The 20,000-nt window shown below is 35.9% G+C and carries 15 protein-coding genes, 1 tRNA gene, 2 rRNA genes and 1 pseudogene (1 of these 19 running past the window's edge); 2 read left to right on the top strand and 17 right to left on the bottom strand.

Going from position 1 to position 20,000, the window contains the following annotated elements:
- The 3 genes from SanJ4206_RS00095 to SanJ4206_RS00085 form a co-directional block, all read right to left on the bottom strand.
- A 23S ribosomal RNA gene (locus SanJ4206_RS00095) occupies positions 1-998 on the bottom strand (it extends 1,903 nt beyond the left edge of the window).
- Between the two features lie 264 nt (positions 999-1,262).
- Positions 1,263-1,335: transfer RNA gene (locus SanJ4206_RS00090), tRNA-Ala, on the bottom strand.
- 56 nt (positions 1,336-1,391) lie between these two features.
- Positions 1,392-2,947: ribosomal RNA gene (locus tag SanJ4206_RS00085) — 16S ribosomal RNA — on the bottom strand.
- The 16S and 23S rRNA genes sit together here with 1 tRNA gene alongside, the layout of an rRNA operon.
- Before the next feature lie 322 nt (positions 2,948-3,269).
- Here SanJ4206_RS00085 and SanJ4206_RS00080 point away from each other — a divergent pair.
- Positions 3,270-4,226, top strand: a pseudogene (locus SanJ4206_RS00080) (IS30 family transposase).
- A 58-nt stretch (positions 4,227-4,284) separates the two neighbouring features.
- On the opposite strand, the gene SanJ4206_RS00075 reads toward SanJ4206_RS00080, so the two are convergent.
- The 11 genes from SanJ4206_RS00075 to ychF form a co-directional block, all read right to left on the bottom strand.
- Positions 4,285-4,758, bottom strand: a complete 474-nt coding sequence (locus SanJ4206_RS00075; RefSeq protein ID WP_022525268.1) for a sigma-70 RNA polymerase sigma factor region 4 domain-containing protein — start codon at positions 4,756-4,758, stop codon at positions 4,285-4,287.
- A 336-nt stretch (positions 4,759-5,094) separates the two neighbouring features.
- Positions 5,095-7,065 (bottom strand): ATP-dependent zinc metalloprotease FtsH, encoded by a 1,971-nt coding sequence (gene ftsH, locus SanJ4206_RS00070; RefSeq protein WP_003029496.1) that lies wholly within the window; start codon positions 7,063-7,065, stop codon positions 5,095-5,097.
- Between the two features lie 20 nt (positions 7,066-7,085).
- Positions 7,086-7,628, bottom strand: coding sequence for a hypoxanthine phosphoribosyltransferase (gene hpt, locus SanJ4206_RS00065; protein WP_003029498.1), 543 nt, complete (start codon positions 7,626-7,628; stop codon positions 7,086-7,088).
- A 5-nt stretch (positions 7,629-7,633) separates the two neighbouring features.
- Positions 7,634-8,911 carry a tRNA lysidine(34) synthetase TilS gene (tilS, locus tag SanJ4206_RS00060; RefSeq protein ID WP_003029499.1) on the bottom strand — a complete coding sequence of 426 codons (1,278 nt, stop codon included), beginning with the start codon at positions 8,909-8,911 and terminating at the stop codon, positions 7,634-7,636.
- The gene (locus tag SanJ4206_RS00055) at positions 8,908-10,188 is read right to left on the bottom strand and encodes a serine hydrolase (protein WP_003029501.1); all 1,281 of its coding nucleotides are present in this window, start codon (positions 10,186-10,188) and stop codon (positions 8,908-8,910) included. Before SanJ4206_RS00055 ends, tilS begins: the two co-directional genes overlap by 4 nt.
- Positions 10,181-10,309, bottom strand: a complete 129-nt coding sequence (locus SanJ4206_RS10035) for an SP_0009 family protein (protein WP_003026834.1) — start codon at positions 10,307-10,309, stop codon at positions 10,181-10,183. Before SanJ4206_RS10035 ends, SanJ4206_RS00055 begins: the two co-directional genes overlap by 8 nt.
- A gap of 2 nt (positions 10,310-10,311) precedes the next feature.
- Positions 10,312-10,680, bottom strand: coding sequence for a septum formation initiator family protein (locus SanJ4206_RS00045; RefSeq protein ID WP_003029503.1), 369 nt, complete (start codon positions 10,678-10,680; stop codon positions 10,312-10,314).
- Positions 10,673-10,939, bottom strand: a complete 267-nt coding sequence (locus SanJ4206_RS00040) for an RNA-binding S4 domain-containing protein (RefSeq protein ID WP_003029504.1) — start codon at positions 10,937-10,939, stop codon at positions 10,673-10,675. Before SanJ4206_RS00040 ends, SanJ4206_RS00045 begins: the two co-directional genes overlap by 8 nt.
- 79 nt (positions 10,940-11,018) lie before the next feature.
- Entirely contained in the window at positions 11,019-14,525 is a 3,507-nt protein-coding gene (gene mfd / locus SanJ4206_RS00035; protein ID WP_003029505.1) for a transcription-repair coupling factor, read from the bottom strand.
- Positions 14,518-15,087 carry an aminoacyl-tRNA hydrolase gene (gene pth / locus SanJ4206_RS00030; protein WP_003029507.1) on the bottom strand — a complete coding sequence of 190 codons (570 nt, stop codon included), beginning with the start codon at positions 15,085-15,087 and terminating at the stop codon, positions 14,518-14,520. Before pth ends, mfd begins: the two co-directional genes overlap by 8 nt.
- Before the next feature lie 72 nt (positions 15,088-15,159).
- On the bottom strand, positions 15,160-16,275 hold the full coding sequence (gene ychF, locus SanJ4206_RS00025; RefSeq protein WP_003029509.1) for a redox-regulated ATPase YchF: 1,116 nt from the start codon (positions 16,273-16,275) through the stop codon (positions 15,160-15,162).
- Between the two features lie 145 nt (positions 16,276-16,420).
- On the opposite strand from ychF, the gene SanJ4206_RS00020 reads away from it, so the two are divergent.
- On the top strand, positions 16,421-16,921 hold the full coding sequence (locus tag SanJ4206_RS00020; protein ID WP_003029510.1) for a YehR family lipoprotein: 501 nt from the start codon (positions 16,421-16,423) through the stop codon (positions 16,919-16,921).
- A 23-nt stretch (positions 16,922-16,944) separates the two neighbouring features.
- Here SanJ4206_RS00020 and SanJ4206_RS00015 read toward each other — a convergent pair whose 3' ends face one another.
- From SanJ4206_RS00015 to dnaA, 3 genes are all read right to left on the bottom strand, one after another.
- Positions 16,945-17,142, bottom strand: a complete 198-nt coding sequence (locus SanJ4206_RS00015; RefSeq protein WP_003029511.1) for a DUF951 domain-containing protein — start codon at positions 17,140-17,142, stop codon at positions 16,945-16,947.
- A complete protein-coding gene (gene dnaN, locus SanJ4206_RS00010) occupies positions 17,142-18,278 on the bottom strand; it encodes a DNA polymerase III subunit beta (protein WP_003029513.1) in 1,137 nt (378 codons plus the stop codon). The genes SanJ4206_RS00015 and dnaN overlap by 1 nt, the downstream gene beginning before the upstream one ends.
- Positions 18,279-18,434: 156 nt before the next feature.
- Positions 18,435-19,778 (bottom strand): chromosomal replication initiator protein DnaA, encoded by a 1,344-nt coding sequence (dnaA, locus tag SanJ4206_RS00005; RefSeq protein WP_003029515.1) that lies wholly within the window; start codon positions 19,776-19,778, stop codon positions 18,435-18,437.
- Positions 19,779-20,000: the final 222 nt, after the last annotated feature.

The raw sequence follows: 20,000 nt of genomic DNA, 5'->3' as shown, positions 1-20,000 counted from the left end.
CGGATCTTAGCACTCGCAGTCTGACTGCCGACCATAATTCTTTGGCATTCGGAGTTTATCTGAGATTGGTAATCCGGGATGGACCCCTCACCCAAACAGTGCTCTACCTCCAAGAATCTTTCTGTCGACGCTAGCCCTAAAGCTATTTCGGAGAGAACCAGCTATCTCCAAGTTCGTTTGGAATTTCTCCGCTACCCACAAGTCATCCAAGCACTTTTCAACGTGCCCTGGTGCGGTCCTCCAGTGAGTTTTACCTCACCTTCAACCTGCTCATGGGTAGGTCACATGGTTTCGGGTCTACGTCATGATACTATGGCGCCCTCTTCAGACTCGGTTTCCCTACGGCTCCGTCTCTTCAACTTAACCTCGCATCATAACGTAACTCGCCGGTTCATTCTACAAAAGGCACGCTCTCACCCATTAACGGGCTCGAACTTGTTGTAGGCACACGGTTTCAGGTTCTCTTTCACTCCCCTCCCGGGGTGCTTTTCACCTTTCCCTCACGGTACTGGTTCACTATCGGTCACTAGGGAGTATTTAGGGTTGGGAGATGGTCCTCCCAGATTCCGACGGGATTCCTCGTGTCCCGCCGTACTCAGGATCCTGCTAGGTATAAAGACTATTTAAAATACGAGGCTCTTACTCTCTCTGGCAACCTTTCCCAAGGTTTTCTTCTATAATCTTTAAGTCCACATCGCAGTCCTACAACCCCGAGAAGTAAACTTCTCGGTTTGCCCTCTTGCCCTTTCGCTCGCCGCTACTCAGGCAATCGCTTTTGCTTTCTCTTCCTGCAGCTACTTAGATGTTTCAGTTCACTGCGTCTTCCTCCTCATCTCCTTAACAGAGATGGGTAACAGGTAGTACCTGCTGGGTTCCCCCATTCGGATATCCCTGGATCTACGCTTACTTACAGCTCCCCAAGGCATTTCGTCGTTTGTCACGTCCTTCTTCGGCTCCTAGTGCCAAGGCATCCACCGTGCGCCCTTACTAACTTAACCTTATCTTTGACCTCTCAGTCATATACTCATTAATATTCACAGCGTTTTCGGTTTATTTTCTTGTTACTATTTGATATCGTTATTCAATTTTCAATGTGCTAATCTTAGGATATTAAGAGACGGTTCGCTTGCGAAAACTTCTGTAGAAAAATAGGAAACTGACGCTGTGTTCGTCGAACACAAGGAAGTTTATCTTTTTTCCTAAGAAGTTAGTCTCATATGCAACTTCACTTCTTTATTAAGTTCAGTAGGATTCTATCCTAATGGAGCCTAGCGGGATCGAACCGCTGACCTCCTGCGTGCAAAGCAGGCGCTCTCCCAGCTGAGCTAAGGCCCCACAAGACCTCTCAAAACTAAACAAGACAAACTCAATGGCTTCCGTTTTTTCCTTAGAAAGGAGGTGATCCAGCCGCACCTTCCGATACGGCTACCTTGTTACGACTTCACCCCAATCATCTATCCCACCTTAGGCGGCTGGCTCCTTACGGTTACCTCACCGACTTCGGGTGTTACAAACTCTCGTGGTGTGACGGGCGGTGTGTACAAGGCCCGGGAACGTATTCACCGCGGCGTGCTGATCCGCGATTACTAGCGATTCCGACTTCATGTAGGCGAGTTGCAGCCTACAATCCGAACTGAGACTGGCTTTCAGAGATTAGCTTGCCGTCACCGGCTTGCGACTCGTTGTACCAGCCATTGTAGCACGTGTGTAGCCCAGGTCATAAGGGGCATGATGATTTGACGTCATCCCCACCTTCCTCCGGTTTATTACCGGCAGTCTCGCTAGAGTGCCCAACTCAATGATGGCAACTAACAATAAGGGTTGCGCTCGTTGCGGGACTTAACCCAACATCTCACGACACGAGCTGACGACAACCATGCACCACCTGTCACCGATGTTCCGAAGAAACTTCCTATCTCTAGAAATAGCATCGGGATGTCAAGACCTGGTAAGGTTCTTCGCGTTGCTTCGAATTAAACCACATGCTCCACCGCTTGTGCGGGCCCCCGTCAATTCCTTTGAGTTTCAACCTTGCGGTCGTACTCCCCAGGCGGAGTGCTTAATGCGTTAGCTGCGGCACTAAGTCCCGGAAAGGACCTAACACCTAGCACTCATCGTTTACGGCGTGGACTACCAGGGTATCTAATCCTGTTCGCTCCCCACGCTTTCGAGCCTCAGCGTCAGTTACAGACCAGAGAGCCGCTTTCGCCACCGGTGTTCCTCCATATATCTACGCATTTCACCGCTACACATGGAATTCCACTCTCCCCTTCTGCACTCAAGTTAAACAGTTTCCAAAGCCTACAATGGTTGAGCCACTGCCTTTCACTTCAGACTTTTCTAACCGCCTGCGCTCGCTTTACGCCCAATAAATCCGGACAACGCTCGGGACCTACGTATTACCGCGGCTGCTGGCACGTAGTTAGCCGTCCCTTTCTGGTTAAGTACCGTCACAGTATGAACTTTCCATTTTCACACTCGTTCTTCCTTAACAACAGAGCTTTACGATCCGAAAACCTTCTTCACTCACGCGGCGTTGCTCGGTCAGGGTTCCCCCCATTGCCGAAGATTCCCTACTGCTGCCTCCCGTAGGAGTCTGGGCCGTGTCTCAGTCCCAGTGTGGCCGATCACCCTCTCAGGTCGGCTATGTATCGTCGCCTAGGTAGGCCATTACCCTACCTACTAGCTAATACAACGCAGGTCCATCTACTAGCGATGCAATTGCATCTTTCAAGCATCTAACATGTGTTACATACTGTTATGCGGTATTAGCTATCGTTTCCAATAGTTATCCCCCTCTAATAGGCAGGTTACCTACGCGTTACTCACCCGTTCGCAACTCACAGTCTATGGTGTAGCAAGCTACGGTATAAACTGTGCGTCCTACTTGCATGTATTAGGCACGCCGCCAGCGTTCGTCCTGAGCCAGGATCAAACTCTCATATAAAGTTTGAGCTCTCACTCATTTCTGTCACTGACAGATTTATTGTTTCTTTTTAATGTTTGACGGACTGTTCTTAAACAGTCGCCTGCACATTGGTTCGTCTTGTTCAGTTTTCAAAGGTCTTTGTCGCCCCTCAAGCGACAACTATCTTAGTATATCACCTCCTTCTCTTCTTGTCAATACCTTTTTTCATCTTTTTTTATTTTCTTAAACTTTTTCTTCCAATTTGATAGTTCTAAAATGAAGTTGGCCACTCCGAGTGTATGAAAAACATCTCAAAGAGATATACTTGTAGTTCACCACAAACACAAGGAGATTCTTTAAGATGCCTACTCATTATACCCAAAAAGGCAAGCACTTAACAATAGCTGAGCGCCGTTTAATTGAAAAATGGAAGGACGAGGGAAAATCAAATCGTCAAATCGCTCTCTTGCTTGGAAAAGCACCTCAAACTATTCATAATGACATCAAGCGTGAGCTGGTTCGCCAACAAGTACGCAAGGGAAAGTTTGAACTGCTCTATTCTGCAGATACTGCTCAAAGTCGTTACGAATCAGCTAGAAAGAAGTCTGTCCGAAAGTGTCGACTTGATAAGGCTACCAAGGAGAAAATCTTGCACTATATCAAGCAGAAATACTCTCCCGAAATGATGATCAATGCAAAGAAAGTCAATATCCCCATATCTACCATCTACTACTGGATTCATCATGGACAGCTAGGACTGACCTACAAGGACTTGATTTACCCCAGAAAGCCAAAAACTGAAAAGAAGAGAGCTAGTCCACGGTTTAAACCTGCTGGGAAGTAGTCTATTGAGGAACGACCTGAAATCATCAACCAACGTCTTGAAAATGGGCATTATGAGATTGATACCGTCATTCTGAACAAGCAGAAAAATCAGTGCCTTCTCACCCTCACTGACCTCAGAAGTCGGCACCAGTTCATCCGACTAATCTCTGACAAAACCGCTCCGTCAGTCAATCAAGCTATCACTGCACTTATGGAAACTAATACCATCAAATTCATCACGGCTGATAATGGAACGGAGTTTAATAGACTAGCTGAGGTATTTCCACAAGACAACATCTATTACGCGCACCCTTACTCCTCACGGGAAAGAGGAACAAACGAGAATCAGTACAGACTTATCAGACGATGGCTTCCTAAGGGAGTTAAGAAAATAACCCACAAACAAGTCACTTTCATCGAAAATTGGATTAATAACGATCCTAAGAAAGTTTTAAACTACAAGTCACCTCAGATTTTTTTGTTGACTTGCTAACTTCTACTTGAATTTTAGCCTTTTTATAACCTTTGAAAAGGGAAAATCCTGACTTATCTTAATCGCTATAGTCCTTTAAGTAGGCTCTTAATTCTCGAATCATGGCTTGGCGGCCTTTGAACCGTTCATCGGCTAGTAAGCGCTCGTACTGCTCCTGTTTCTCTGGGCTCAGTTGAGCTTGATAGCTCTTTAGCTGGTCTCGGAGAATCACCAATTCATCCAGATATAGTTCTTTTAGGCTGAGCTTGTGACCAATCTCGCTCACTTCTTCATAAGCTTGACGATCAAGTTTGCGTTTTTGACTTTCCTGCTTACGGAGGATGTCCAAGATATGATTACGAAACTTGGTCTTATAGTAAACATAAAGCTGATGATCTTCTTCTACTAGCTGCGGATAGCGACTCACCAACTGATAGAGCACCAACATGCCCTCTTGTTCCCAATCGCTTAATTCCCACAGGTGGACATAATATTCCCTCCGACACTTCAGCACAATTCCTCTCACCTTGGCATATAACTCCTTGAACTCCATTTCCTTCTCCTTCCTTTTACTTACCTTTTAAGGATAACATGAAGGAGAACCCTTTGGTTTTCTTCTATCTATTTTTTATCTTAGTGCATCTCTTTTGGGTCTCGTGAACAGCATCCCTGTCACTTCAGATGTCTTCTGAAGCTGTTCAGCGGATAAAATTAAAGAGTTTGGGACAAAAAGATTTTAATTTTTAAAAATCTTAATTATTAAGCCCTTCAAATCTATAATTAAATGCGAAAAGCGAACAAAGCAGAATTCTGATTACCAGAAAACTAGTTTTGTTCGCTTTTTATATTTGAGGTTGGACTTTTGTCCCAGCCTCTTTAACATTTTAATTTATTCTGGTTTTTGCTCTTCCATTTGAGATTTCACTTCATCATAGCTCAAAGCATGTGAAGAACTTGCATTTGGTTCATCAGGCATTTCGCCAGTTTCATATAATGATTTGATTTGATGACTATCAAGTGTTTCGTATTTAAGAAGAGCTTCCGCAATTAATTTATGCTTTTCGCGATTTGATTGGATAATTTCTGCTGCTTTGTTGCGCGCTTCATTAAGCAAATTACGAACTTCTTCATCAATTTCATATGCAGTTTGCTCTGAAATTGATTTTTGTGGGCTCGCAGCGCCAAACATCGCATGGTTTCCTTCATATTGAACCGGACCGAGTTTTTCACTCATACCATACTCTGTTACCATCGCACGTGCCATTTGTGTAGCTTGTTCAAAGTCATTTGAAGCACCTGTAGTTTGGACGTTAAAAATAATTTCTTCAGCAACACGTCCCCCCATAAGTCCTGCCAATTGCTCTTTCATATCTTCTTTAGATAAAAGAGTCTGATCTTCTTTCGGAAGAGCAATCATATATCCACCTGCACGACCACGAGGTACAATGGTTACCTTGTGAACGACACGTGCATTTGATAAAACAAGACCAACAATCGTATGTCCTGCCTCATGATAAGCGACAATTTGCCGATCACGTTGTGAAACTGTCTTATCTTTTTTAGACGGTCCTGCAATAACACGATCTTCTGCTTCATCTATATCGGAAGCATCAATAACTTTTTTATTTCGACGCGCTGCGACAAGAGCCGCTTCATTTAACACATTTTCCAAATCAGCACCAACAAAACCAGGCGTTTGTTGAGCAACTAGTTTTAAGTCAACATCTTCAGCAAGAGGTTTATTTCTAGCATGAACACGAAGGATAGCTTCACGACCTTTTACATCTGGTTGCCCAACAAGAACTTTACGGTCAAATCGACCAGGACGCAGAAGCGCCGGATCTAGCACATCACTACGGTTTGTTGCTGCAATAACAATAATTCCTTCATTACCTTCAAAACCATCCATCTCAATCAGAAGTTGATTAAGGGTTTGTTCGCGTTCATCGTTTCCTCCGCCAAGTCCAACTCCACGTTGACGACCAACAGCATCAATTTCATCAATAAAAATAATCGCTGGGGCTGCTTTTTTTGCATCTTCAAAAAGAGAGCGAACACGGCTAGCACCGACACCGACAAACATTTCAACGAAATCTGAACCTGAAATACTAAAGAATGGAACACCTGCCTCACCAGCTACTGCTTTAGCAAGAAGGGTTTTACCAGTCCCTGGAGGGCCTTCAAGAAGAACACCAGCTGGTATGCGAGCTCCTAGTTTTGTATAACGTTTAGGATCCTTTAGAAATTCAACAACCTCAACTAGTTCTTGTTTTTCTTCTTCCGCACCTGCTACATCAGAAAAACGTACTTTTATATCTTCTTTGTTTGTCGCACGCGCTTTATTACGTCCAAAGCTCATGGCTCCACGCGCTCCACCGCCTCCACCTTGATTCATCATAGAGAACAGGAAGAAAGCAAAGATGGCAAATGGCACCAGAGTTGTCAGCACTTGAATCCAAACACCACTTGAACTTTCACGTTTAATGGTGATTTCAGTTCCTTTATCTGAAGCTAATTTTTGTAATTCAGCTACCGTTAAGTCTGAAGGTAGAATAACACTAGTAAAGCGGCTTACAGAGGTAGAAGAAGGAGTAAAAAACTGAATACCACTATTATCCTTTACCTTCTTTTCTTTCTTATAAGTACCTGCAACTTCAATAACACTACCATTTGGCTGATAGCTAATATCCTTTACATTTCCATTTCTAATTTCTTTAACTAACTCAGTATAGTTAATTTGTTGACTGCGACCTACAGAACTTCCAGCTGAAAAATACTGAAAACCTGTAATAACAACAACAATGATTAAAATATATAGGAAAGGATTTTTTATAAAACCATTATTTTGTTTATTTTTCATCTATCTATCAATATACCTTTTTATTTTGTATAAACTTCTTCTTTTAAAACCCCTACATATGGTAGATTTCGATAGTTTTCATCAAAATCTAGACCATAACCAACTACAAATTCATTTGGAATTGTAAAACATGTGTAATCCGCTTCAATATCAACTTTTCGTCCTGCCGGCTTGTCTAAAAGTGTAGCAATTTTAACAGACGCAGCTTTTTTCTCCCTAAATAATTCACACAGACTTTTCAATGTTTTTCCCGTATCAATAATATCTTCGACAAAAAGAATATGACGTCCAGCAATATCTTGATCAATATCTTTAATAATATTGATAACACCACTACTAGATGTTCCACCATGATAGCTTGACACTAACATAAAATCCATTTCAATATGGGTATCAACATGCTTTATCAACTCTGCCATAAAAGGAATGGAACCTTTTAAAATTCCTACAAAAATAGGATTTTTCCCTGCATAATCACTAGTTAATTGAGCTCCTAAATTTTGTGCTGCTGCCACGATCTCATCATGTGAAACCAAAACTTTCTTAATATCTTGTTCTAGCATCTTCTTTACCTATCTAAATTTTGAATATAAAGTTTGTTATACATTATATCATTTTTTTGACTCTTACTCAAATCACATGTTACGATTCCAGCAATTGCTAAGATTTCCCCGTTTTGTTCAATAACAATAGCATTTTTTCTTTGATCTATAGGAATTTTTTGATCAATAAAATACCGACGAAGCTTTTTATGGTGTTGATTCAAAATAATTTCATCTTGTTCTTTTCTATGTCGAAGTAAAATTTCTGTTTCACGTGAAACAAACACTTCTTGGATGTTTTTTCCATGAAGTTCTTTTCCAAAAGAAAAGCGATAATGACCATATTCCACAATATCGTTATATTTTAACAAAATTGAATCCACTTTTAAATCAGACTGTGGACTGATTTTACGAATCTCAAAGGAATCATAATTTTTATAGAGTTCGTAACCCGCTTTAAGTGGTTGCTGATAATTAGATTGCTTGTTCAAGATTGCTAAAATATCAGAAAAATGTGCTTTACTGAGCTGCAAATCAGGAAATTTCTTTAAATAAGCCTGTAGCAAAAAACTTTGCACAGAGTAAGGTTGAGATTGAAATTCCTGCAGACTCGTCGCTACAATATTTTTAGTTAAATATGCTAATGCATCTTGCATTTGAGAAATTTCTGTTCCCAATTCTATTAAATGCTTCCTGAACTGCGGATTTTCTTGTTCTAACAATGGAAAATACTCATTTCGAATTCGATTGCGCAAATAATGGTTCTCTTGATTTGTCCAATCCTCAAAATGAAAAATAGGAGGGAAATTTGATTTTTGAAAAGAAAGCAACGGTCTTATCAATTCTCCATTTGCAAATTTTTGTTTTTCTTTCATTCCTGAAATATGAAATAAACGGCTGCCACGAAGAATTCTCATAAAAATCGTTTCTGCTTGGTCATCAGCATGGTGTGCTGTCACCAAAGCTGTGCAATTTTCTTCTAACATAATTTTTTTGAAAAAAGCATAGCGAAAATCACGCGCTTTTTGTTCTGAGAATGGTCCAGAAAAACTTGATGTAAAAATGCTTACACCAAGTTTCTTTGCTATTTTTTTTAGTTCTTCTTCCTCAAAATCAGATTCTTTTCTCACTCCATGATTAATATGAGCAAGAAAAATTTCTATTTCTAGTTTTTCGCGATATTTATAAAGCCAGTCAAGCAAAGTCATAGAATCTAGTCCACCAGAAATAGCAAGTAAAACTTTTCTATGATGTCTGAAATAGCCTTTTTTTTGCACCATTTGAAAAAATTGTTGTTCTATCATTTTAAAACCTCATAAATATCATCTGCAATTTTAGAAATGATGTCATAATCAGCATGATTTGTAAAAATAGACAGAACAAAAGGAGAATTAGCATAAACAATTGCAACATCATGCTTAAAATCATAAGCATCCCCAATTTTATGAGCCACTTTTACATTTATATTTTTAGAAATACGTTGCTCATCAAAATTTGTTTGTGATAGTGCATTGATAATGTCCCCATTTTGTTCATAGATAGCTTCCATCACATTTCCTGCCATCCTTGCTGAAGCATCGCGTTTTTCCACATCCCATTTTTTCCCAGCAATTTGCTCAATTGTTGCTTGATAAGTGCTGTCTGATTGATTAGTAATATAATATCCTAAAATATTTGTAGCTGCATTATCTGATTCTTTTGCAATATGGTTCATCAAATCCTGAATGCTGTAGGACTTATTATCTGATTTTTTAGAAATGCTTCCACTACCTTCTGTATCATAAGCACCTGAATAGTCATTTACAGCAGGAATATATTTTAAACCAGAAGATGATTTGTATTTTCCTTCATTTAATTGCTTCTGAGCGTAATAAAGAATAGGAAGTTTTGCCACACTAGCAGAATACATTTCCAAATCTGGGTTTATACCAGCAGTTTTTCCAGAATCTAATTGTTTTACATAGATCGAATAGTCTGCTTTATTGTACCTGCTTGTTAAAATCTCTTGAACTTTATCCATACGATTATCTGTATCAGACAAGTATTTCACATCAATCCAACCTTTGCTTTCAACATGAGCATATTTTCCTGATGCCGTCTCAGCAAGTTGGGTCACTTTCACCGAATGATAAGAAGATAAATTCGTCTTAACTTCCTTTGTTCCATTTACAAAAGGTTGATTGTAAACTACAAATGATTGCCTAAGCCACATTGTTTGAGAAATATCTGCACTAGATTGGACAACATCATCATAAATCATTCGTTTATCAGCAGGAACAAATTGCCCATTTGCGAGTTTAAAAACTGGGAGTCCTTGTTCATTGACTTGTAAGTCAAAAAGTTTAATTGATGTATTCGGAGTTAAACTCCCAGCAACTTTTTCTAAATTTAAGGACGTATAAGTTGGAATTTGCTCATAAACATTTGGATTGGTTGGAAGATCCGTGTAGTAGTTACTGTAGATCGTACTAGTAATTTCATACTGTTGCTTTGCAGTCAATTCGACATCTTGTTCCGTACTTACTACTACTTTTGCAGTAAAAAATGCTGGCAACAATAATAGAAATAGCAACTTACGCATGCTCTCCCCTTTCCTTTTTAGTCTCTTCTAATTTTAAAGCCTGATTCTTTCTGGATAATTCTTCTAATTTTTCATCAGAAAACTCCAAAAATTGTTCAATCGTTTTTAATAAATTTTCCATCCTTACTGTGGCAACAATCCTGGGATTGTATAGATATATTCCCCTTGTTTAGAATAATAATATTTAGCACGTGCATATTTAGCAGCATATTCTTCATCTTTTAATTTATTAGCAAAAGCTTTTTGAGATTCTTTTTCGTTACTTATTTCTTCGTATCTCTTTTGTAGATGCATCAATTGTGTTCGACGTTCTAATAAATTTCGATAGCTTTGAACCAAATTAAATGTCGGTAAAATAAACAATAAGATGACTAAAATCAACACCCACCCCATAAAGCGATTCTTTTTTCTTCTTTCTTGCTCTAAATAACGGCGATGTTGGTTTTCATCTTGTATATAGCGATTATTTAATTGAACAATATTTCTAGCCATCTACTTCTACCTTTGTTTCTTTTATAATTTCGTACATTTTAGTGGCATCTTCTTTTTTAGTACTGTCTTTCATTTCTAGAACACGAACTAATAAAATTTTATTTCCAAAACGAATCTCTATTTCATCATTGATTTTTAAATCTGTTGAACTTTTAGCTAAAATTCCATTTACTTTAATTCTTCCCTTATCGGCCACCTCTTTAGCAATAGGACGACGTTTTATAATACGGGATACTTTTAAATATTTATCTAATCTCATAAAGTTACCTCAATTTATTATTTTACCATTTTTTAAGAAAATATTATAGATGAAAGCGAAACTTTACAAAATTGTAAAGTTAGCAATTTTTCTTTTGATTTTTAATTTCTACTAATTTTTCTGAAAACTGCAAAAGTCCTTCTAAAATTTCATAATCTTTTTTATTTTTTACATCAAATATAACTTCAATCAATCCCTTATTTTCTGAAATTCTTGCTTTTAAATTTGTCACAGAAAGAGCTTCAAAGTAATCTTGAGTTAAGAAAAACTGTTGAGAAACCTTTTCAAATCGGACAATCACAGATTGTTGCTTTTTTTCAACAAGCTGGACAAAAGCTTGATCTAAATAAGACTTTACAAGGCCAATTTCTAATAAAAAGGCAACAACATCTGGATATTCTCCAAAACGATCTATCAATTCATTCTGTAATTCTTCATAATTTACACGATTGTCAATCTCGCGAATACGTTTGTAAATCTCAATTTTCTGCCTTTCATCAGTAATGTAATCGCTAGGAAGATAGGCATCAATCTGCAAATTAATTTCAGCATTTCCTTTTTGCCTTCTTTTTTCTTTACCTTGTTTTTTAGCAATAGCCTCTTCTAATAATTGAGAATACATTTCAAAGCCAACAGAATCAATAAAACCAGATTGTGAACTTCCTAAAATATTTCCAGCACCACGAATAGATAAATCTCGCATAGCAATTTTAAAACCAGAGCCTAATTCTGTAAATCCTTTTATAGTTTCCAAACGTTTTTCAGAAATTTCTGTCAAAATCTTGTCAGGACGATACATGAGATAGGCATAAGCAATACGATTACTACGACCAATACGCCCTCTTAATTGATATAAAGTTGACAATCCCATGTAATCTGCATTTTCAATAAAAAGAGTATTAACATTAGGAATATCAACACCAGTTTCAATAATAGTCGTTGTCACCAAAATATCATATTCCCCATTGATAAAATCAAGTAAAGTATTTTCAAGAAGAATTTCACTCATTTGACCATGTACATATCCAATAGAAGCTTCTGGAATCAATTCTTTCAATTCTGAAACTTTTTGCTCCATTGTGTCAACTTTATTGTAAAGATAGTAAACCTGTCCTCCTCGATCCATTTCTCTTAAAACTGCATCTCGAATAACTGTTGCATTATTTTCTAAAACATAAGTTTGAACTGGGTAGCGATTTGTTGGAGGAGTTTCAATAACTGATAAATCACGTATACCTAACATAGACATATGGAGTGTACGAGGAATAGGGGTCGCCGTCAAAGTTAAAACATCAACTTTTGTTTTCAACTCTTTTAATTTTTCTTTATGCTTAACTCCAAAACGTTGCTCCTCATCAATAACAATGAGTCCTAAATCAGCAAATACAATATCTTTTGACAGGAGACGATGCGTTCCAATAATAATATCCACCTGCCCTTTTTTTAATTTTTCTAAAATTATTTTTTGTTCTGATTTACTTTTAAAACGACTTAATACTTCAATGTTGATAGGAAAATCGTTAAAACGCTCCTTAAAGTTCGTATAGTGCTGTTGAGCTAAAACCGTAGTGGGAACTAAAATTGCCACTTGTTTATGATCATTTACTGCTTTAAAAGCAGCTCTCATAGCTACTTCCGTCTTCCCAAAACCAACATCCCCAACTAAAAGACGGTCCATAGGATGATCACTTTCCATGTCTTTTTTAACTTCTTTTATAGAACGCAACTGATCTTCTGTTTCTACATAAGGAAAATCATTATCAAATTCTTGCTGATAAGAATCATCACTAGAAAACGCAAATCCCTTTAATTGACTTCTCTCTGAGTAAAGTTTAATTAAATCCTCAGCAATGTCTTCAACTTGATGTTGTACTCTCTGTTTAGTTTTTTGAAAACGTCCATCATTTAATTTATTGATCTTAGGCGCTTTACCATCACTTGCAACATATTTAGAAAGTAGATGAATCTGATCAACAGGAATAGAAATACGATCTGCATTTTGATATTGAATAGTGAGATAATCACGATGAATTCCTGAAATTTCAATCGTCTCAATTCCTAAATATCGCCCAATTCCATGAACGTTATGAACAACATAATCTCCTTTTTCCAGCTCATTATAATTTTTCAAACGTTCAGCATTAGAAATACTTTGCCTGCGAACTTTTCGTTTTACTTTTTTTTGCAGAATATCATATTCAGTGATTAAAACAATTTTTTCGTCTACAAAATTAAATCCTTGAATTAAACGTCCTTCTACTAATTGAACAGCATGTTTATGAATTTTAGTATCATTAACATAATCAAGTGGAATTTCATATTCTTGTAAACTTTTATGTAAACTTTGTAAAGTCAATAAAGAATTTGATTGTATAATAACTGTGTAGTTAGATTTTTTATATCGACTAATTTCTTCTTTCAAAAGCTGAAATTGACTAAAAAATTCCTGCATAGGATACTGATTGAACTGATAAAGAGAATCAAATTTTAAATTTCCCAGTCCTTTATGAAAATTTGAAAAGAAGGTAGCTGGTTTATACTTTCTAAATATTAAATATGTATCTGCAAAATAAGATTGATTTTCAACTGATTTACTAGTTTGTAAATCTTCTGTCAATAAATTTGCTACTTCTAATTGAAACTGAGCATGTCTATTCATAATTTTTTGAAAATCATCAAAGAAAATTGGGCTATGTTTTGGAAGATAATCAAGAATTGTCCATTCATTTTGATAAAAATAAGACAATAATTTTCTAATATCAGTATGTTGAATTTGTTCTTTTGTACTAGCTAAAATCTCCTCTAAATAAGATTTTGAAGCTGAATCTACAGTTTTTTCTATAAGATTTTCTATTTTTTTCTGTGCACTTTTATAATCTGCTTTAGTAAATATGATATCTGTAGCAGGATGAATATGCACATGTTCTACATTTTGAATAGAAATTTGATTTTCAGGATTAAATAGACGAATACCATCAACTTCATCACCAAAAAATTCAACCCGAAAAGGTATTTGACTAGAGCGCTCGAAAATATCTAAAATATCACCACGAAGACTGAATTCCCCTTGATTAAACACTTGTGATACTTGCTTATAACCCGAATTTGACAATTGATGAATCAAATCTTTTAATTCATATTCTTGCCCTATTTTTAGATCAATATAAGCTGAATTGAAATTAACAGGATCGGGTAAAAATAGTTGACTAGCTGCCACATTAACTATCAAAAATCCCGATTGTTGAGAATCTAATAAAAAATCTAAAGCTTCTAAACGAGAAAAAATCTTTTCTTGAGAAGAAAAGACAAACTCAGCTAACGGAGTATCATCTGCAAGAAATGTATATACTTTTTCCTCTCCCAACAATTCAATCAAGTCACTAGAAAGTCTTTCTGCTTCACTATAAGTAGACGTTAAAATCAAAATTTTGTGATTCTCCTCTACACAAGAGGCCATTGTAACAGCCTTAGTTGAAGATGACAAACCCATTAATAACTGCCGAGTTGATTTACTTAGATTTCTTTGCCAATCAGCTATCTGTTTATTTTGATTAAATAATTCAATAATATCCATCTTTTTATCCATTGTACTGTTGCATTGTTTGTTCAAAATTATTAGACTGTAAATAATAATTTACAGCACTGTCAACTTTGTCAAGTATATTTAAAATTATAGCATAGTCTCCTTTTGAAAATTTTCCTAACACATGGTGAATAATGGTTATATTATTTTCGGGACGACCAATACCAATTTTAATTCGTTTAAATTCTTGGGTTCCTATATGTTTTATAATTGATTTGATGCCATTGTGACCACCAGCTGATCCTTTTGCTCTAAGTCGTATTTTTCCTACTTCCATATCTAAGTCATCATAGATAACCACTAAATCTTCAATATCTAGACCATAATAAGATAAAAGAGCATGAACGGCCTTTCCACTCTCATTCATAAAGGTCGTTGGTTTGACAAAATACACTTTCTCACCATAAAAAAATGTAGAAGCTATTTCTGCTTGAAAAATTTTATCAGTTGTAAACTTTAAATTTTGTTCTTTACACATTTTGTCAATTAGCATAAATCCGACATTATGTCTTGTTTCAAAATATTTTTCTCCAGGATTTCCCAAACCTACAATCATCTTTACCATTTTTTACCTCTAAAAAGACCAAAAGGGCTGGAAAAGTTTTTCCAACCTCGTTTATATTTAGTTTACAATGCTTTACACATTAAATCTAAATTCCATAATATCGCCATCTTGAACGATATATTCTTTTCCTTCTTCACGCAGTCGTCCTGCTTCTTTGACTGCTTTTTCACTTCCATATTTCACTAAATCATCATAAGACATAGTTACAGCACGAATGAAGCCTTTCTCAAAGTCTGAGTGAATAATGCCAGCTGCTTGTGGTGCTTTCATGCCACGTTTAAATGTCCAAGCTCGAACTTCTTTTTCTCCTGCTGTAAAATAAGTTCCAAGTCCTAATAAATGATAAGCTGCTCTGGTTAATTTGTCAACCCCAGATTCGTTCAAGCCCATTGCTTCAAGAAATTCAGCTTTATCTTCATCATCTAGCTCAGAAATTTCTTCTTCAGCACGCGCAGATATAACCACTACCTCTGCATTTTCAGTTGCTGCAAACTCGCGAATTTGTTGAACATACTCAATATTATCCGGATCTGCTACCTCGTCTTCACCAACATTCGCAACATAAAGCACTGGTTTTGTAGTCAATAAAAATAATTTTTTGACAATCTTTTGTTCTTCCTCATCAAATTCAATGGTACGAGCTGATAAACCATTTTCTAAAACTGGTTTGATTTTTTGCAAAACATGAAACTCAGCTACTGAATCTTTGTCTTTTTGCGTTCGAGCAACTTTTTCTACACGTGTGTAGCGTTTATTGATACTTTCTAAATCTGCTAAAATCAACTCAAGATTAATTGTTTCAATATCAGCCATTGGGTCAACAAAACTTGACTCACGTCCTTGTTCCCGCATAACATTTTCATCATCAAAAGCCCGAACCACATGAACAATGGCATCAACTTCACGAATGTTAGCCAAAAATTTATTTCCAAGACCTTCTCCTTTTGAAGCTCCTTTTACAATCCCTGCAATATCTGTAAACTCAAAAGTTGTTGGCACTTTTTTCTGTGGTTTGATAAGCTCTGTTAATTTATCCAAACGAGCATCTGGAACTTCTACCCGTCCAACATTAGGGTCAATCGTCGCAAAGGGGTAGTTAGCTGCCTCTGCTCCTGCTTTTGTAATTGCATTAAATAAAGTGGATTTTCCAACATTAGGCAATCCCACAATTCCTGCTGTTAAAGCCATTTCGCTCTTCCTTTCATCTTTTCAATTCAATAAACCATTATATCATATTTACCACTATTTGACTTATAACTTAATCATTTTTGTAAAATGTTGTTTTTTCCTTATAAAAATATTATAATTTTATTAAGGTATAGGAGGTAATACTATGAAAAAAAGATATTTGAAACCATTATTGGTCGGTTTTGTTGCAGTTTTTTCACTCATCACTCTCATTGCATGCGGGTCTCAGGAAAAAAAGATATCATTTCAAAGAATTGATCAAAATTTGCAATACGACTTACGTTTAACCTATTATTATAAAGGAGATATTGTCACAAAACAAACTACTAATTCATTTTGGTCTTACAAAGCTTTAGGGGCTACTAAAAAAGAAGATGTTAAAGACAAAATTGATAAAGCTTCTCAAATGTATCAAAATATTGAGGGAATTAAAGAAAAAGTCACTTATGAAGAAAAGGGAGTTAAGGAAATTGTAGAAATTAACTTTAATAAAGTAGACTTCGATAAATTAGCAACCTTACCTGGAATGTATACAGATAAGAATACGAGAAAATCTAAAAAAATTAGTATGAAAGCTAGTAAAGAACTCTTAACAAGTAAAGGTTTTAAAGAAATTACAGACGGTAAATTTGAAAAATTAAAATAAGATCATGAAAAAGTGCTAAGAAATCAATTTCCTAGCACTTTTTTTAGTTTTCGTTCAAAATCATATCGGCTCATCATTACGATATGTTGGCAATTTGTACAGCGAATTTTAATATCTGCACCCACTCGAATAATTTCCCAACAATTTGCTTTTTTGCCTGTAGATTTAATCGTACAAGCATGTGGTTTTTTCATTTCAACAAAATTTCCTACATCATACATTAGTTTGTTCTCACTGGTGTAATCAATTGAATAAAGTTCTCTGTATCTTCATTTGGAACTAAAGTAAATGGACGTACAGCTGAAATAAAGCTGATTGTAACTTTTTCACTATTAATAGCTTTCAATGAATCAATTAAATACGTTGGATTAAAACTAATGGTTAAATTTTGACCTGATATACTTTCAGTATCAATTTCTTCATTTACACGGCCAACTTCAGGAGAGTTCACATGTGCACTAACTACACCATTTATAATTTCTAATTTAACTGTTCCATTTTGAGTTGCATTTGAAAGAAGGCGTGCGCGTTCCATTGCATAACGAAGGTTATTTTTATCAAATGTTACAATACTAGTAAATTCTGTTGGAATTAAACGGTCGGTATCAGGATAATTTCCCTCTAACAGCCGAGTGTAGAAGCTAATATTTTCACTTCTAAAGAGTAATTGATTATTTGTGAAGTAAATCTCTACTGTTTCAATATCATCCGTAAAAACGGCTGAAAATTCTCGTAGAGAACGACTAGGAATAACAACATCAAAATTATCCCCATTTTTTTCTAAAACAATCTTCTTTTGACTCATCCGATGAGAGTCTGTTGCAACCGTCTTTAAATTTTTATTTTCTGTTAAAACAAAATGAACCCCCGTTAAAATCGGGCGACTTTCTTGTGTACTAGCTGCAAAAGCTGTCTCGTTAATAATATTTTTAAGAACACTTGTTTCAAGCACCAAAGGATTACTTGCTGAAATTTCTTGAATACGAGGGTATTGATCTGCATCTTTTCCTTTTAAGGTAATTTCTGATTTGCCACTAGTTAAAACAATTTGCTTTTGCTCAATTTCTTTAAAATCAAGTGTAACATCAGGAAGACTTGATACAACATTGATGAAAAAAGTTGCTTCAAGTAAAATGGAGCCTGAAGAGGTCACTAAAAGCCCTGCATTTTCATTTTTAATTGAAATAAAATTTTCAATAGAAATTTGTCCATTTGAACCAATTAATGTAATTCCTTCATTTGTAACATCAATTTTTACTGTAGAAAGAATTGGAATAGCATTTTTAAGACTAATAGCGCGTTTGGTTGTATTTAAAGCTTGTAAAAATAAATTTTTATTGATTGAAAAGTTAATCATAGACACTCCTTTTATTATTTTATGATTATTAAGTTAATAGTAATAGTAGTTTGTGTGAAACTTGTGGGAAAGTTTCCTAATCAGCGATAGAACACAAAAACAGACCTGTTTATAAATTGTGAATAACTTTAACATTTTTTCTGCAATTATCCACAGTTATCTGATTTTATTTTTTATGTTTTCTATTTCTAATCGAAGATTATCATCCATTTCTAGCATTGTTTTTATTTTCCCATGAGCATGTATGACCGTTGTATGATCTTTACCGCCAAATTCTCTTCCAATTTTTGGAAGACTGTTATCGGTTAATTCACGGGCCAAATACATAGCTACTTGTCTAGCAAGGACAATATTTTGAACCCGACGACTTCCTTTCATTTCTTTAACGCTAACTCCATAGAAATTTCCAACTTCTGTTTGGATTTTATCAATTGGAATAACTAAAATTTGACTTGCATCTTGTTTTCGAGCTCGAATAGCTTCAGCAGCAGCGTCAATTGTAATTTCTTTCAGATTTTTTACTCTAGCCATAAGAGAAATATCATTTAGAGCACCTTCTAAATCTCGCACATTTGAATCAAATTGACCTGCTAGATATTCTAAGGTATCATTTGGAAAGATGTAATCTAAATCTTCTATCTTATTACGTAAAATGGCGATTCTTGTTTCAAAATCAGGTGGAGTAATGTTTTGAGTTAATCCCCATTTGAAGCGCGTGACTAAACGTTCTTCAAGATTATCCAGATGATCAGGACTTCGGTCACTTGTTAGTACAATTTGTTTATTGTCTCCATGTAAAGCATTAAAAGTATTGAAAAATTCTTCTTGAGTAGAAACTTTCTTTCCACCTAAAGACTGAATGTCATCAATCAATAAAAGATCGAGGCTTCGATAAGTTCTCTTAAAGCTTTCCATTTCCCCTAATCGAAGATGTTCTAAAAAGTCGTTGATAAAAGTCTCAGCAGGAATGTATTTCACTCTAGCATCAGGAATATTTTCTAAAATTTGATTTCCAATTGCATTTAGTAAATGGGTTTTTCCTAATCCTGGTCCACCATAGATAAACAATGGATTATAAGTTGTTGCTAAATTTTCAGAAACAGCGAGTGCCGCCGATAGAGCCCAAACATTTCCATCGCCTTGAACAAAATTATCAAATGTATATTTTGCTTTTAACCCGGTTTCAATGGGAGGAAGGCTTGGTTTAACTACTGAATGATTTGTATTTGTTGATTGAGTAACTTCATCATTTTCCTCTTGAAAGATATAGTGTACGGTAATTTGGTCATTATAAATTTCAAAACCTGCAGTAATGATGACATCTGCTAAATTTTGATCCCAAAATAATTGTTTGACAGGACTGTCAAGAAGTACAGTAGCTTGAAAATTTTCAACTTTCATTAACCGAGCTCCTGAAACAAAATAATCATATGTATTTTTTTTGATTTGTTTTTGAGCCAATTCTAAAACACGCGCCCAAAAATTAGCTTCTTGTGACATAAGAAACCTCCTTCCTTGCTAATAAATCTTCGTTATATTTAATTATCCATAGAAGTTATTTTAACATAAAATGCAAAAGTTTTCCACAATCTGTGGAAATAAATTCACATTGTTCTTTGAAGTTTTCCACAGATTGTGAATAAGGCATTTTTTCTGTGATTTATTAAGGTTTTCTTATAAAATAAGAGTGGATAACTCTGTGACTTGAAAGAATAAAAATAA

The sequence above is a fragment of the Streptococcus anginosus genome (assembly GCF_001697145.1).
In the GTDB taxonomy this organism is placed as follows: Bacteria; Bacillota; Bacilli; order Lactobacillales; family Streptococcaceae; genus Streptococcus; species Streptococcus hominis.
The sequence above is the reverse complement of the archived record's forward strand: the minus strand, read 5'-3'. Positions and strand labels throughout refer to the sequence as shown.